Annotated in this window: 15 protein-coding genes; 9 read left to right on the forward strand and 6 right to left on the reverse strand. The window is 42.8% G+C overall.

Going from position 1 to position 15,313, the window contains the following annotated elements:
- Positions 1 to 113 precede the first annotated feature (113 nt).
- The gene (locus EYR97_RS14945) at positions 114 to 1,406 is read left to right on the forward strand and encodes an NAD(P)/FAD-dependent oxidoreductase (RefSeq protein ID WP_131094465.1); all 1,293 of its coding nucleotides are present in this window, start codon (positions 114 to 116) and stop codon (positions 1,404 to 1,406) included.
- A 110-nt stretch (positions 1,407 to 1,516) separates the two neighbouring features.
- Here the strand turns inward: EYR97_RS14945 and EYR97_RS14950 are convergent, their stop codons facing one another.
- Together EYR97_RS14950 and EYR97_RS14955 are read right to left on the reverse strand one after the other, a co-directional pair.
- Entirely contained in the window at positions 1,517 to 2,083 is a 567-nt protein-coding gene (locus tag EYR97_RS14950; RefSeq protein WP_131094466.1) for a YceI family protein, read from the reverse strand.
- 19 nt (positions 2,084 to 2,102) lie between these two features.
- On the reverse strand, positions 2,103 to 2,630 hold the full coding sequence (locus tag EYR97_RS14955) for a cytochrome b (protein WP_131094467.1): 528 nt from the start codon (positions 2,628 to 2,630) through the stop codon (positions 2,103 to 2,105).
- Between the two features lie 322 nt (positions 2,631 to 2,952).
- Between EYR97_RS14955 and EYR97_RS14960 the strand changes: the two genes are divergently transcribed.
- The 3 genes from EYR97_RS14960 (at position 2,953) to EYR97_RS14970 (ending at position 4,521) form a co-directional block, all read left to right on the forward strand.
- Positions 2,953 to 3,276 carry a hypothetical protein gene (locus EYR97_RS14960; RefSeq protein ID WP_131094468.1) on the forward strand — a complete coding sequence of 108 codons (324 nt, stop codon included), beginning with the start codon at positions 2,953 to 2,955 and terminating at the stop codon, positions 3,274 to 3,276.
- 42 nt (positions 3,277 to 3,318) lie between these two features.
- On the forward strand, positions 3,319 to 3,882 hold the full coding sequence (locus EYR97_RS14965; protein WP_131094469.1) for a CBS domain-containing protein: 564 nt from the start codon (positions 3,319 to 3,321) through the stop codon (positions 3,880 to 3,882).
- Between the two features lie 195 nt (positions 3,883 to 4,077).
- The gene (locus tag EYR97_RS14970) at positions 4,078 to 4,521 is read left to right on the forward strand and encodes a hypothetical protein (protein ID WP_131094470.1); all 444 of its coding nucleotides are present in this window, start codon (positions 4,078 to 4,080) and stop codon (positions 4,519 to 4,521) included.
- 139 nt (positions 4,522 to 4,660) lie between these two features.
- Here EYR97_RS14970 and EYR97_RS22485 read toward each other — a convergent pair whose 3' ends face one another.
- Both EYR97_RS22485 and EYR97_RS22490 read right to left on the reverse strand, forming a co-directional pair.
- The gene (locus EYR97_RS22485; RefSeq protein ID WP_242635038.1) at positions 4,661 to 5,056 is read right to left on the reverse strand and encodes an alpha/beta fold hydrolase; all 396 of its coding nucleotides are present in this window, start codon (positions 5,054 to 5,056) and stop codon (positions 4,661 to 4,663) included.
- On the reverse strand, positions 5,004 to 5,624 hold the full coding sequence (locus EYR97_RS22490) for an alpha/beta fold hydrolase (RefSeq protein WP_242635039.1): 621 nt from the start codon (positions 5,622 to 5,624) through the stop codon (positions 5,004 to 5,006). Before EYR97_RS22490 ends, EYR97_RS22485 begins: the two co-directional genes overlap by 53 nt.
- Positions 5,625 to 5,886: 262 nt before the next feature.
- On the opposite strand from EYR97_RS22490, the gene arfB reads away from it, so the two are divergent.
- Positions 5,887 to 6,303: an alternative ribosome rescue aminoacyl-tRNA hydrolase ArfB gene (arfB, locus tag EYR97_RS14980; protein WP_131094471.1), complete on the forward strand. Its 417-nt coding sequence runs from the start codon at positions 5,887 to 5,889 to the stop codon at positions 6,301 to 6,303.
- A gap of 126 nt (positions 6,304 to 6,429) precedes the next feature.
- Positions 6,430 to 7,104, forward strand: a complete 675-nt coding sequence (locus tag EYR97_RS14985) for a hypothetical protein (RefSeq protein ID WP_131094472.1) — start codon at positions 6,430 to 6,432, stop codon at positions 7,102 to 7,104.
- A 60-nt stretch (positions 7,105 to 7,164) separates the two neighbouring features.
- On the opposite strand, the gene EYR97_RS14990 is transcribed toward EYR97_RS14985, so the two are convergent.
- Together EYR97_RS14990 and EYR97_RS14995 are read right to left on the reverse strand one after the other, a co-directional pair.
- A complete protein-coding gene (locus EYR97_RS14990) occupies positions 7,165 to 7,941 on the reverse strand; it encodes a siderophore-interacting protein (RefSeq protein ID WP_131094473.1) in 777 nt (258 codons plus the stop codon).
- A gap of 408 nt (positions 7,942 to 8,349) precedes the next feature.
- The gene (locus EYR97_RS14995; protein ID WP_258313259.1) at positions 8,350 to 9,561 is read right to left on the reverse strand and encodes an MFS transporter; all 1,212 of its coding nucleotides are present in this window, start codon (positions 9,559 to 9,561) and stop codon (positions 8,350 to 8,352) included.
- 560 nt (positions 9,562 to 10,121) lie between these two features.
- Here EYR97_RS14995 and EYR97_RS15000 point away from each other — a divergent pair.
- Genes EYR97_RS15000 through EYR97_RS15010 form a run of 3 tightly spaced genes read left to right on the forward strand, consistent with a single transcriptional unit; the run spans position 10,122 to position 15,259 of the window.
- On the forward strand, positions 10,122 to 12,761 hold the full coding sequence (locus EYR97_RS15000; protein WP_131094475.1) for an RND family transporter: 2,640 nt from the start codon (positions 10,122 to 10,124) through the stop codon (positions 12,759 to 12,761).
- Between the two features lies 1 nt (position 12,762).
- Positions 12,763 to 13,623, forward strand: coding sequence for an outer membrane lipoprotein-sorting protein (locus EYR97_RS15005; protein WP_131094476.1), 861 nt, complete (start codon positions 12,763 to 12,765; stop codon positions 13,621 to 13,623).
- 22 nt (positions 13,624 to 13,645) lie between these two features.
- Entirely contained in the window at positions 13,646 to 15,259 is a 1,614-nt protein-coding gene (locus tag EYR97_RS15010; protein ID WP_131094477.1) for a hypothetical protein, read from the forward strand.
- Positions 15,260 to 15,313: the final 54 nt, after the last annotated feature.

The following is a 15,313-nucleotide window of genomic DNA, read 5'->3' on the forward strand; positions in this document are numbered from 1 at the left end:
CGCTACTGTTCTGACAAATAGTGTCAGATGAAGCATGGGTTGCAGTCACACCACGTATAACCGTTTGTACGCGCAGGGGTTATACGTGGAATGATTGTAAATAGGTATAACCCATGCAAAAAATAGTAATCGTTGGTGGTGGCGCTGGTGGACTTGAACTTGCCAGTCGCTTAAGCCGCACTCTAGGGAGAAAAAAACAAGCAGAAATTACGCTTGTCGACCGAAGTCGAACACATATCTGGAAGCCTCTTTTACACGAGGTGGCTGCAGGTGTTATTGATAAACATTCAGACGGTGTGGATTACGCTATTCACGCTGCGTCACACCATTACCGCTTTCAATTGGGTGAGATGTGTTCGATTAATACCGAATTGCAAACCATTACATTGATGCCTTTGCTTGATGAACAAGGTACGCAAATTCTGCCTGAGCGCGAAATTCCTTATGATCAGCTTGTACTTGCCATTGGCAGCGTAAGCAACGATTTTGGCACACCAGGCGTTGCTGAAAATTGTTACTTCCTCGATTCTTTGCCGCAGGCCGAGCGCTTTCACCGCGCGTTGCTGAATCAGCTTATACGTATCAATCAGCAAGAAGACAAAGATGCGAAAATTAATGTGGCTATTGTCGGTGCCGGTGCGACGGGAACCGAATTAGCTGCTCAGCTTCATCATGTTGCGAATTTATCACGCGCATACGGTATGCCCGACATGTCAGCGTCGAGACTTAAAATTACCATAGTCGAAGCTGGTGAGCGTATTTTGCCAGCCTTACCTGAACGCATCGCTAATTCGGCAAGAAAAGCCTTGTACAAGTTGGGAGTGGACATAAGAGAACAAACCATGGTGTCACAAGCGGATGCCAATGGACTTATTACCAAAGATGGCACCCGGATAGATGCAGATTTAATGGTGTGGGCCGCAGGGGTTAAAGCGCCTGACTTCATTACCAAACTGGAAATATTTGAAACCAATAGGGCCAATCAAATATTAGTGGATAAACAGCTCAGAAGTACAACGCACAAAAACATATGGGTACTAGGCGATTGTTGTGGCTTTCAGCAAGAGAACGGCAAGTGGGTCCCTCCGCGTGCGCAATCGGCACATCAAATGGCCGATATTGTTGCTCACAATGTTTCTGCCTTGTTCAATAAAAAGAGCACAAAGGATTTCACCTATCAAGACTATGGGTCATTGGTGCACTTAAGCAAATACAGCACAGTGGGAAGTTTGATGGGCTCGCTGTCTAACGGCAGTATGTTTATAGAAGGGCGACTGGCTAAGCTCGTCTACGTATCCTTATACAATATGCATCAGTTTGCAGTACATGGAAAAGTGAAAGGAGCACTAAAGTTGTTAGTGAAAAAGCTCAGCCATGCAATTAGCCCAAAACTAAAATTGCACTGATTTAAATCTACTGTGAATAGAAAACCCCCAAGTAATTGGATAGTCCAACTATTGGGGGTTACTTCAAAAAAGGGGCTTTGTTGTTTTCTAATAGAGGTAAGCGTCAGTTATTACTGCTTTACACCTTCAACATGAAGCTCTAGTTCTACTGTTTGAGACGCAGGACCTAGATCGTAATCAATGCCGTAGTCTTTAAGTGCAATGGTTGTTGTACCGGCAAAACCAGCGCGATATCCACCCCATGGATCATTTCCTTCACCAATTTTCTTAGCATTGATGGTGATAGACTTTGTTACGCCATGAAAAGTGAAATCACCCATTACATCAAGCATACCATTGCCTTTATCAACCACTTTAGTACTTGCGAATTTGGCTTTAGGGAAGTCATCTACATTTAGGAAGTCGTCGCTTTTCAAGTGCTTGTCGCGCTCAGCATGATTTGAGTCAAGGCTGTCTGTGTCAATAGTTACCATGATTTTGGCACTACTAGGTTTGCTCTCGTCATAGCTAAATGTGCCTTCAAAGTCGTTAAAACGCCCAGTTAGCCACGAATAGCCCAAATGTTGGATTTTGAAATTGATTGATGCATGCGCGCCTTTACTATCAATTACATAGTCTGCCGCATTGGCGGTGCTTAAAGACAGTGCCGCTGCCAGTGCAAGTGTTAACTTCTTCATAATTTCTCCTTTGGTAATATCATCGAAGCGATAACATCTGCTTCAGTGTGTCGTCTTTGTTAATAAAGTGGTGCTTAAGTGCCGCCATCGCGTGACCAACAGCAACAATAATCAGGGTCCATGCAAGGTAAAAATGAATATCACCTGCAATGTCTTCTTGGTTTTCAATTAGCTCGCCCAAAGCGGGGACGGAAAACCAGTTGAATACGTCTATTGCGCGTCCGTCTGCTGTAGAAATTAGGTAGCCTGAAGTGAAAAGTAGCAATAAGAGCGCGTATAGTGCGCAGTGACCAAGCTTACTAAGTCGTCGCTCAATAGCGCTTCCATGCATAGGTGGACGTTTTGAAAAAATACGCGTTAGTACGCGAAAAAACGTTACTGCTAGTAGGAGCAAGCCAACGCTTTTGTGCCAGTGTGGGGCGGTTTTATACCAATCGCTGTAGTAGGTTAAATCTACCATCCACAAACCAGACGCAAACATACCTATTAAGGCAAATGCGCTTATCCAGTGTATGGCGAGAATGGTTCGTGGCCATGTGTGTGTCATAGTTATCAATATCTCAAGAGTTATGGTACACAGTGTATATGCTGTTAACTCGGTTAAATATTACAATATATAAGAGCTTTCATTCTGATTTGTAGAACAATGTGTTTTTCAAATACGATAGCTTTTAATTTGTACTTATTTATTAGTGGTGAAGGGGTATTTGAGATCTTTAGGTAGATAGGCGTGTCGTTAAACGGTCGATTAATTGCGCTAAACGCTAATGTTTCATCCCAAATAAAGGCCTATATTGTAATTGAGGCAATGACAAATGCTTATTTGTAATGTCTGAATTTACACAATATCGTTTTTAAGGTTATCTACTGTGCGTGTATCGCTTGTTATGCTGGCGCTGTTGCTGCCAGCGTTGTTTTCATCGCTGCTTGCTGTCTCCTCTGTAGGGGAAGGGCGCAGTGCGAAGACAATTCCATCGCAAGTGAATACTGCTGAAATTCTGGCGAGTTTAGTGTCAGAGTGGGAGCAAGGCACGCATGAAGTTGCTGATGATGATGTAGATGATTACGCACTGCTTAGCAGTTGGACTCATAGTAGTGACTTCGCTACTCATCAAGAGCGTATCCACAAAAGTTCATGTCTTTTTACTGTCTTTGAGGGTATTTTCATTCGAGGTCCTCCTTTTTTCGCTTAATCACTTTTGAACAATTTTCAACGCTTGATTAGGAGAAAAGGTATGCACGCCTTAAATCTATATAAAACCGAAACAATCGATACATTAGCATGGCCTATAGTGGAAAATACTATTACGGTGAATTCCCCCGCAATGGCCGTTTTTACCGACTTTAAACAACATCTGCCTCATGTGTTAGATGAGCGCACGCCAGCAACAAAAGTAGAAGCTATCATGCGCCAGTCCCATGTTCGTATGATGCTGGTGGTGAACAGCGACAACCGTTTTGTTGGTATTGTGACAAGCCATGACGTAGGCGAACAGCAACTTCTCCAACGACTCACCGAGCTCAAAATTAGCCGCGAGGAACTCACAGTTAGTGACTTTGTTCGCCCGAAAACGTCTTTACTGTCGTTTGATTTTACTGAGCTAGCAAGAAGCTCTGTAGGTGATGTTATCGAAACACTGAAAGACTACGGCCAACATCATTGCTTAGTTATGGATAGAGCGTCTCACGAAGTACGTGGCGTAATAAGTGTAAGCGATATCGCCAGAGAGCTTAAGTTGCCTTTGGATATACAAGGACGCCCGACTTTCGCAGAACTTATTACAATACTTGCTGCGTAATCTCGCTTTTACGCAAAACTGGACCATACTTATTAGAGCTTGGTGACCTTACTATAAAACTGTTACGCAAAGGTCTGCAGGCTCTATTACAAGTGCAACAAAGCATTTTGTAATGATAGGTATGTCATTTTGCTTCACAACAAGTGAATAAGATGACTGAAGAGTTCAGCCTTTGTAGTAAAAAAAGGTGCGTTGATGAAGTTCGTACACGGTGAGTTTAGAGTTTCGTGTTGTGGCAATGTTGTTGTTACCCACGCGTATGGTCCTTGGAATCAGGAATGCGTTAATAATTTCGCCAGCGAATATCGCGCAAAGTCAGTAGGGTTATTGAACAGCCCTTGGTCAGATATTGTAGTGGTAGTTGGCGAGTCACTTTTGGTGCCCGATGCTGAACGACTTTTGCGAGAGAAAGTAAAGGCTGCTAGCAGTGCTGGGCTTAGTCATGTTGCAGTTGTTTTGGGTGAGTCTACTGTTAGAACAACCACTAAAGCTCAACTTGATAAGGTATACCAAGGGCTTAATGTTCATTATGAGTGTTTTGATACCCTTGAAGAAGCTATGAAGTGGCTACAACAATTTTCCTATGACCTTGATGTCAGTGCGCTGGAAGCGCACTACCAAAAACTGCCCAGTAGCTAAGGTGCTTTTAGGCGTAAAATCCTTTTAAATTCTGCCACTCTCGTTGGGCAACGACATTGATTCAGTCTACAAGATTAACTTCGTTAATACAGACAACCCGTTTACGTTCATAGAAAAGCTAAGTGTGTATTTAAGTGTATTAGGACACTACTTTATCTTTTGTGCCTGTCGTTTCACTTTGTGTGATCACATCAATAATAAAATTTGCGCACGTTTGAGGCTGTGTAATTGGGATCATGTGTCCAGCGCCGGCGATAGTTTTCGAAACGGCATTGGGCACTGATGATGTTACAGCCGATGTGTGGGTGGCGGGGTCTAATATTGCGTCCTTCTCCCCATACAATACACCTACGGGACATGTAATCTCATTATAATGAGAGGTCTGTCGGTATAGACTGCCCTGTGCTGATACCGTGTCTCTACTGCCTTCATAGAAGCTTCTTGAATGTAGTGCAAGAATGCCGCCTCCCTGAACAGCAAAGTCATTCGGTACGTCTTCTGGATAAAAAACTTTGCGACATTTGCTTTTTGCCAAATTTAACGCGCAGTGGGCTAGCAATGGTTTTAGATACGGTACGACGAACCTTCTCGTTTGGAATGTATAGCACAGATAAAGGGCCTGCACCGCTTGTCAATGCTGTGGTTAGCGGGCAAAGTAATACGACCGCATTAATGCGCGAAGGTGCATCTAGCGCCATTCTTAAAGAAATACCTCCCCCCATCGAGTGGCCAACCAACGATGCATTGTTGATCCCTTCTTTTCCCATCCACTCCAATAACATAGCACTTTGTTGTTCAAAACTGGCCGATGTTGTAGCTGTGCGACTAGAAAAGCCACTTCCTGGCCGGTCGACACTGTATACCGTATGTGTTTTTGCCAGTGTGCTAGCGAGTTCGATAAAGTTGCCTGCATTGCCGAGTAATCCGTGAATTAGAACGATAGAAGGGCCGTCACCTTGCACGTTCCAATGTATGATACCACCGTCAACCGTAGTGAGTTTACCCGGAGGAGAAAAACGATTTTCGATACTTGTATCAATGTGATGAGTAAACCATATCAATCCAATAATAATTGACGCTAGCACAAGTAAAAAAAGAATCATGACATCTTCCAAGTTCAGTGATGAAATTTAACCTATCGACTAAGTTCAGGTGCGTCAACAAACTCTTGGTTATTGAGAGTTATAACTAAGCGCAATAAAGACCCATGTATTATTTCCATAACAAAGGTTAATACGCTTTTTGGGTTTTCATGTTGGCGCCCATTCTTGCTATCATTTGCTTTGTGTAGATGAACTTGCTGGTAAACAGCACTGCAAAGTCAGACACGCTTCAAATTACCGCTAAAAGCAGAAGAGAATAGACATGGAACTCGCCATTACATCATCGGTTTTTTTAGACGAGAATGACGTTGAATTACACGCTATTCGTGCACAAGGGAGTGGCGGGCAAAACGTTAATAAGGTAAGTAGCGCAATACATTTGCGTTTTGATATTAAAGCGTCATCGCTTCCCGATAAGCTTAAAGATAAACTACTTGCTCTCAAGGATAGTCGCGTGACTAACGAGGGCGTTTTCATATTGAAAGCGCAAAACTTTAGGACCCAAGAGCAAAACCGAGAAGATGCATTGACGCGATTGGTCGCTTGGATAAAAGCGGCGTCAATTGAGCAAAAAACAAGGAAAGCCACGTCGCTAAGTCGCTCTGTAAAAGTGCGCAGAGGTGAGGTTAAAAAGCAGCAAAGTGCTAAAAAATCCATGCGCAAGAAAGTGGAATTTTGAGTTAAAATAGCCTAAAGTATAAGACTAATCAAAGGTGTCATTTCGCAAGACAATGGAAACTTCAATTATAATATCGAATGTGTCTGGCGTTAGTGCTGAATATCGGAACTTAGGGAACCAAATAAAGTGACTCGTTCAGACGTAATTCCCATGGTGTTATTTGCTGCCATCGTTATATCGCTTGGGATTAATACACCAGAAGCAGCCAGCGAGATAATAGCTCGCCTGTTCAACAAATCTATTTCCAATAGCGAATTACAGCCGTCTAAGGCTGATGTCGACCGTTTTCAAGCCATCTTAACCGACAAGTCAGAAAAAGAGGTTCGCGACTTACTAGCGCAGCGAGCACTTGGCAGCAAAATAACAGAATCTGTTCTTGCCGATTTTGCTGAGAAAAACGCTATTGAGCCGAGTGAAAGCGAAATTCGCTCGGCGTATTCTGTTATAAAATTATGGACTGTCGATTTAGACGCTAATTCAAATTATCAGCAAGATGAACTGGAGCGCTACCGATTGGCAATGGCTGAAGGTATGGCAAAAAGCTGGAAAGTGTCTAAAGCCTTGTATGAAGCATACGGTGGTGATGTCGTATTCCAGCAAGATAACCCACTCACTCCTGTAGGGGCATATCAAAAGCTGTTTGAGCAATACAGAGAAAAAGGTGAGTTCGTCATATACGATCCGGTTTTCAAAGCCGCTTTTTGGAGTTCAGTTAAAATGAAATACACCAAAACTTATGATGAAGACAACATTGATTTTTCTCTGCCGTGGTGGGAAAAGAGTATAAACGACTCACAGTAGTAGTGCTAAGTTGCACCACTCATTAATTCGCACTACTTACCAACAAGCTCTAGAATGTATTCAGGCAGTTAAAGATTTCAAATACGTGTCGCTGTCTTGTTTTTTATCGATTTTGTGCTGATCTTCACTACGTCCTTTTTTCCAATAACTACTAATATACATTTGATGGTGTGGCACTAACTTTTCATCCTTTAGCCACTTCCGAATGGCACGCATATCTGAAAACTCACACGCCACCCATACAGCAGGCCTTCCTGATAGCCAATTCAAGCTATCAAGTGCTGCTGGTAAAGACATTTCAGTAGCCCAAATGATTTCTACGCCAACAGGCTTTTCGCAGACCACTATATCAGTTTCATGTGCGACAGAGATTACGGCAAAGCCTGTCGCATTACTTGGCAAAGTTGATAAGTAATTTCGAATACTAGGAAGTGCAGTCATATCCCCTGCAAAGAGTACCCAATCATATTCACTACTTAATGGCTTACTTTGACCAGGCCCCGCGATCATGATGCTATCACCCGGTTTAGCAATTGTTGCCCAAGCGGAGGCTGGACCAGTGATGCCATTGTCTGCGTGAATAACCATGTCGATAGACAATTCTTGCTTGTTTGAATCAAAGTGGTTCACTGTATATGTGCGCATTGCCACATGTTGAAGATCACTTGCCGATGTAGCTGGATTGCCTTGCAAATCGAACATCAGTTTTATATATGCACCAGGTGAAACGCTAGGGAATGTAGATAACTCATCGCCTGTGAACCATATGCGTTGAACACTCGGGGTAATTCGCTGTGATTTTGATATTGTTACTTTACGCGGGGTGGGGGCTGCCATCATTACTCCTTAGTAGAAAGAGTATTAAGTTTATTTGGTAATAATTATCATTTCCATTTCTAAAGCTGGGATAGTGAGAGAGATTTTATTCGGCTTTTTAGATTTGTATTACCGAAGGTCTCTCTAGGAAGATTTTAGACAAAGAAAAAGGGGCATAAAGCCCCTTAAAAAACCACAACATCACTTGGAAAACACATTAAACACCACAAAGACGCACACTCTACGACTTTATGTATTAAGTAAGATGTCAAAATCTTGGAAAGGTTCCGTCTTTAAAATAATTTCTAATCAAAATTATTTATCAGATTGAAAATCAAGAAATTATTATCTTGAACTTACCAAGCTATGGAACATATTTATCGCTTGAAGGTGCTTTAAATTAAAATGTACTGTAACGGTCAATAGGCGCTAGTGTTTGGGAGCTGCGCGCTTTAAAGCGATGAATACCAAACAAGTTGTTACTGATAGCAGTGCCGATGCAATACCAAAGGGCAATGCAATATTCTGTTGATAAAGTAGCGCGGCAAGCGGTGGACCAAAAATGTACCCCATGGCCGGTGTGGCAGTGATCAGCCCTGTTATTGTGGATTGCTGTGAAGGGGTACAGTAAGTCGTAGCCGCTGCTGCCAGTGACGGGTATGCCATTCCCATGCCTAAGCCCATACATGCCATGGCTACATAAAGTACATATAAGGTTTCATGCAAAAATAGCATGCAATAGGCAATCGCCAATATGGGCAGTGACAATGCAATCATACCTTCTTTGGTCATTCGTGCTTTTTGCACCACCGTATATTGAATGGCAAGGGATGCCGCAGCACTACTCATCATTGCAAAACCTACTTGCTGTGCTGCATCTACTGGACTTAATTGATAAAAGTCGATGAAATAGAAGCCTAATGATTGTTGCATCATTGCCATAGCAAAAAAGACACAAACGCATGCACCAACAAATATAAAAGGAATTTTGGTAGCGGCTTCATTGACATCATTGTGAGAAGTCACAGACTGGTGTTGATCAGTAGAAGGGAGAGCAGGCAGTTTTATATAAACCAGAAATAGCGCGAGCAAGGTAAGAATGATAATACTGTAAAGCGGCGCTAGTAGGCCAAATCCTACCAGTAAACCTGCATAAGCAGGCCCGAGTATTTGCCCAACGTTGCTTGCTGATGTAACTTTACTGATTGCACTTACTCTTGTTTGTGGTGAGCTAATTGCAACTGCATATCCAACTGCTGATGGCGGTGTAGCTGACATAATTGTTGATTGTAAACTTCGGCTGATAAGCAAAGCTAAAAAAAGATTGGTGCCACTGATAATACCTTCAAAGCCTGCCATCCAGGTTGTAGCAAAAGCAAACGTACCAATGCTATATCCTGCTAGTCCAATCATGAGAATACGCTTAAAGCCAGAACGCTTAGCTATTTTACTCCACACACTGGTTCCCAAGGCGAAGATAAAGGCGGAACTAGACATAATTGCCGCTATATGAAACTCAGACAACGCTGCTTCACGGCCCAGGGAAGGTAGTGTTGTCAACATCACACTTTGGCCTACCGAAGTAGCGAGCAATGCACAAAACAAAACTCTGAAAACGATTGAAGTGGACGGTGTTAACACAATGAGAGCTCTTATTGATAAGGCGTGGATACATTGACAATACTACCACGAGAGCGTTGTTATCGCGTGTTTTTGATTAAAAAGCGCAAAAAAATGCCCGCTAAACGCGGGCTAAAATCAGAGGTATGTTAAGACCTTGAATGGTCTTAGAAGGGAGAGGTTGTTGCCAGGGGCAACATCCTTTCTATGGTTTCGCTGAAGTTACACACATAAAACATTCAACGAATCCAAATAAGTAGGTAGTTCATCATTTGTACTGACATTCACTAGTCTAAACTACGATTAACAACCTATATATTTGGTTTATGCTTGTTCTATGCCACAAGGTTAAATAGAGGTCTATATTTATTTAACTATTTGTTTTTATTTTATTATTTTTGATTTTCTTTAAAGTTGTGTCGAAATGATTCAAGGCGAGTTTGTAGATTTTACATTGGCCTGTGTAACGTTTTGCAAACACTACAGAGGTAGCTCAACTCAAAATGTCCTTGATCTTTTTACATCAATATAAGATTATCTTTATATAAGTATTTTCTTATTTAACTTGGCGGAGCTTTCAGATGCCAGCGGCAATCATTGAAAAACTGTTGTTTTTATCTACACATAAAGCGAAATGGGTGTATGCGATACTCTTAGCTGTGGTTTTGTTTTGTGCATTTCAGATGCGATTGATCACGATTGATACCGACCCTGAAAATATGCTCGAAGAATCACATGCAGCCCGTGTATTTCACAATGACGTGAAGAAAACATTCTCAATGTATGATGCCATTGTTGTGGGAGTGATAGCGCCAAATGAATCCCCTAATAGCAGCTCGGTAAAAGGCGAAAGCAAAGGCATTTATACGCCAGAAAGCATAAGTGCCATTGACAAAGTTACTCAGCATATTCTAAGTATTGATGGTGTTATTACCCGTGATGTTATGTCGTTTTCAACGGTGGATAACATTACGCAGGGTGAGCAAGGTGAGCTTGTTTTCTCATGGCTGATGGCTACGCCACCAAAATCAGAGGAAGATGCGCAGCATATTGCAAGCTCTATTAAACGTCTTCCCATGCTTTACGACACACTGGCCTCGTCGTCAGGCAATGCCGCTGCAATCTATCTACCTATTAAAGACAAGAATGAAAGTTACCGAATAGCTGAAGATATAAGAGGTTTTATTGATAGCCAGATTTCCCAGCTTGGTAGTCAAGCACAGCCTGGTAGTCAAACACAGCTTGAGTGGCATATCACTGGACTTCCTGTTGCTGAGGATCAATTCGGTGTAGAAATGTTTGTTCAAATGGGCATTGCCGCACCTGCTGCGGGCTTGATGATTTTCATATTGCTCTTTGTGTTTTTCCGCAATATTACCCTTATTACTGCTCCTATGGTGGTAGCGATGGCAACGGTCATCATTACCATGGGCGCACTTATTGGTATGGGCTTTACCGTGCATATCATGTCATCAATGATAGCCATCTTTTTAATGCCTATCGCAGTAGTCGATTCGGTACATATTCTGTCGGAATTTTCTGACAGGTATAAACCAGGGCAGCACGCAGACGAAGTAATCACAACGGTAGTCGAACACTTGTTTAAGCCCATGATGTTTACATCACTCACCTCTTCAGCAGGCTTCTTTTCACTAATGCTTACGCCTATTCCGCCTGTACAAATATTTGGTGCGTATATTGGCTTTGGTATTTTGCTTGCTTTTGTGATCACGCTGACCTTCATTCCCGCTTATATCTCAAGAATGTCGGATGCATCGCTAATCAAATTGCAACAAGCTCTGCACAAAGAAGAACACAACGGCGAAATTTCGGTTTCTCTGCTACAGCGCAGTATCAACCGTATTCGTCATGTTGCACTTAATTACAAAAGCGCACTGCTAATTATTTTTGCGGTAGTATCTGGTGTTTCAGTATGGGGAATTACGCAAATTCAAATTAATGATAACCCTGTGCGCTGGTTTAAACCTGGCCATGAAATACGCGTTGCAGATCGCGCGTTAAATCAAGAATTTGCTGGTACATATAACGCCTATATTGTGATTAAAGATGTGACCAATAAAGACAGTGCACTGGACCTACTAAGCGCTGCTGCATTACCAGAATCACTGAATGTTTGGAAAGCGTCTACCATGCAGTTGCTTCGAAATGAAGCTGATAGTGAAGACACAGAAAACAGCTTTAATACATTGTCTATGCAAATAGACGACGCACTATTTAGTGACCTAGAGACGGATGCTTTAGATGCGCTAGAGGCTTTGCTCACAAAGGTAGAAGCGCTCAAAACTAGTAGCAAAACATTTCAGCAGCCAAGTAACGTAGCCCTGCTATCAGACTTGCAAGATTATTTAAGCGAGCAATCGCTGGTGGGTAAGTCACAATCACTGAGTGACGTCGTCAAAGTCGTCAATCGCGAGTTGCGCTCAGGGCAAGACAAAGATTACGTATTACCGAATACACAAGCTGCCATAGCGCAAACCTTGTTGCAGTTTCAATCTTCTCACCGTCCACAAGATTTATGGCATTTTGTGACACCTGATTACAAAGAAACCCTTGTGTGGTTGCAGCTAACCAGTGGTGACAATCAAGACATGACCAAAGTTATTGGCCTGGTTGATACCTATTTTGAAAATCACCCACTGCCTGAAGGTTTGGAATATCAGTGGGCAGGAAAAGCGTATTTGAATGTAGTTTGGCAGGAGAACATGGTTGCTGGCATGCTCGACAGTTTGCTTAGTGCTTTTATTATCGTTTTCGTGATGATGGTGTTGCTCTTTAGGTCGCTAGTCTTTGGTATCTTGGCCATGTTGCCTTTGACAATCACTATTACCTTTATCTACGGTGCCATTGGTATTATCGGCAAGGACTACGACATGCCAATAGCGGTACTTTCAGCATTAACATTGGGTTTGTCTGTAGATTTCGCTATTCACTTTTTGGCCAGAGCGAAGGAAATTTACAAAGAGACAGGAAATGTTAATACGACCTTGCAAGCTATGTTTGATGAGCCGGCCAGCGCCATTACGCGCAACGCGTTAGTGATAGCGCTTGGTTTTACTCCGCTGTTACTCGCGCCACTTGTACCTTACATTACAGTGGGTGTTTTTCTTGCCAGTATCATGTTTATTTCTGCGCTAGTGACGTTATTGGTGCTGCCTGCAGCAATGCTTTTACTAAAACGTTGGGTTTTCAAGGAGGCCTAATATGTACCAGATTAAAAAATTATTTTTGCACGGTTTGCGTAACGCTGCGTTGGCTAGTGTTAGTTGCGTTTTCGCTTTTGGTGTATTGGCAGCACCGCAAGCTGGAGAGGGTGACAACACGTCTGTTGATGTTAACGCGTTGGTTCAAAAAGCAGAGCAAGTGGCTTACTACGCAGGAAATGATGGCAGGTCGATGGCACGTATGCTGATTGTTGATGATCAAGGCAGAAAGCAAATGCGTCAATTCACCATTTTGCGCAAAGACGTATTGGATGGTGAAGGCAAAGACACCGGCGATCAACAAATGTTAGTGTTCTTTAGTCGACCTACAGAAGTGGACGGTACGGTGTTTCGCGTTGAAAAGCACGCTAGTCTTTCTCAAGATGATGATCGCTGGTTATACCTTCCAGCACTAGACTTAGTGAAGCGCATTGCTGCTGGAGACAAGCGCACATCATTTGTGGGCTCGCATTTCTTCTACGAAGACGTTTCTGGTAGGGCAATTGCGCAAGATAGCTTTGAAATGCTCTCACAAACGCCATCACACTATGTGTTAAAAGCCACACCTAAAGCACCAGATACGGTTGAGTTTTCGCACTATGTAGTTGAAATCGAAAAGTCTACCTATTTGCCCACCACTATTAACTTCTTTAAAGGTGAAGAAAACTATCGCCGTGTTGAAGCGGTTACGGTGGAAAATATTCAGGGCTTTCCTACGGTAGTTAGAAGTAAAGTGTCTGATTTGGTGTCAGGCGGCTATACCCTGATGGAGTTTAGAGGTGTGCAGTATGACATTGACTTACCGGAGGCAATCTTCAGTGAGCGAAGCTTACGCGTGCCGCCTCAGGCCTATATTAACTAACTAACTGACTTGAAGAAGAGCCATGACGGTACACAGTGTCTTTCGCCATTTTCGATGTAGTACATTACCAATAGCTTCCTTGTTGTTGGTAAGTGTTAGCTTCAGTGCTTTTGTCTCAAGAGCTGCCGCGCAAGATACTGTGAATAAAGAGTCTGTGAATCAAGAGCTTGTAACCCAAGAAGCTACACCTCAGAAAGCTATACCTCAAAAAGCTAATTCGAATGAATTACAGTCAAGCAAGCTATCTTCTGTTCCGCAGCAATCAGAACAATCATCGAATGATGAATGGGCTGACTTTGACACCTTTGATAAAAACGATACAAACGACGATCAGCATAGATCTAGTGAGGCCAATGATGAATTTTCTGATGCTTTCTCGAGTGATTGGGGAGATGCATCATGGTCAAGTGAAAGCGATACAAATGACGCGCCTTCACTAAGTGGGTTTGCAGAAATAGCTATTGGCAACCGTTTTAGCAGTGATCCTGCTCTTGATACGCGAAGTACCCTGCGCGATGCCCGTATTCAACTCCGCTCAGATTATAAATTGTCGACGTCTTCATTTTCAGGGAAGGTGGATTTCTGGTACGACGGTGTAAAAAGTCAGTGGGAGAGCCAAGTAAGAGAGCTGGCTTGGCAGGGAAGTTTAAGCAGCGTGTTCTCAGGAGCCGATGTCGATGGCCCGACTTGGGCACAAGCATTTGACCTTAAAATAGGTCGACAAGTCCTTACTTGGGGAACAGGAGACTACGTATTTCTTAATGATCTTTTCCCGAAAGATTACCAATCGTTCTTTGCTGGTAGGGATGATGAATATCTCAAAGCGCCAAGCACTGCCGTGAAACTGTCTGGCTATTTTAATATTGCAAACATTGATTTGGTATACATGCCGGAATTCGAGCCGGATATTGGTATTACCGGCGAGGTATTCTCTTTTTATAACCCACAAGCAAAGCTAAATGTTGCGCCAGCATTTACCGTCAGTGATCAAAATCGCCCCAACAATAGCGAGTTGGCTTTGCGTATTTACAGAAATATTGCAGGGGTGGAGTTTGCTGCGTACGGGTACAGAGGGTTTACTAAACAACCCACGGCTTTTGACGAAAATGGACAGCCTCGCTACAGCAAGATGAATGCTTTTGGTACAAGTGCTGTGACGCCATTGGGTAAGGGAATAGCGAATGCGGAGTACGTATTTTATAACAGTATTGAAGATGTAGACGGCACAAACCCTTTTATTGCCAATGATCAAAGCCGATTTTTGTTGGGCTACAGTCAAGAGCTTGTGCCTAACGTTATGGGTGCTGTGCAGTGGTACACCGAATACACCCATGATAGTGAAGGGCTAGACAGATTATTTGACACGCCAGAAAGTGTTCAAGAGAAGTATCGCCACTGGGTTACCACACGCCTTACTTGGATGGCATTACGCCAAACCCTTACATTAAATGGCTTTTTGTTCTATTCGCCCAGTGATGACGACGGCTATTTGAAGACAACTATTACTTATTCACCAACGGATAAATGGCAAATACGAGGCGGAATTAACTTATTCAAAGGTAACCAGCCATTTACATTTTGGGGGCAGTTCGAAGATGCGAGTAATGCTTACGTTGCCTATCGCTACTTTTTCTAATGTGCCCAAAACGCCACAACAAAATTAATTTATATAAACTGACCGTTTAAGAAG

The organism is Alteromonas sp. KUL42 (assembly GCF_006538325.1).
Taxonomy (GTDB): domain Bacteria; phylum Pseudomonadota; class Gammaproteobacteria; order Enterobacterales; family Alteromonadaceae; genus Alteromonas.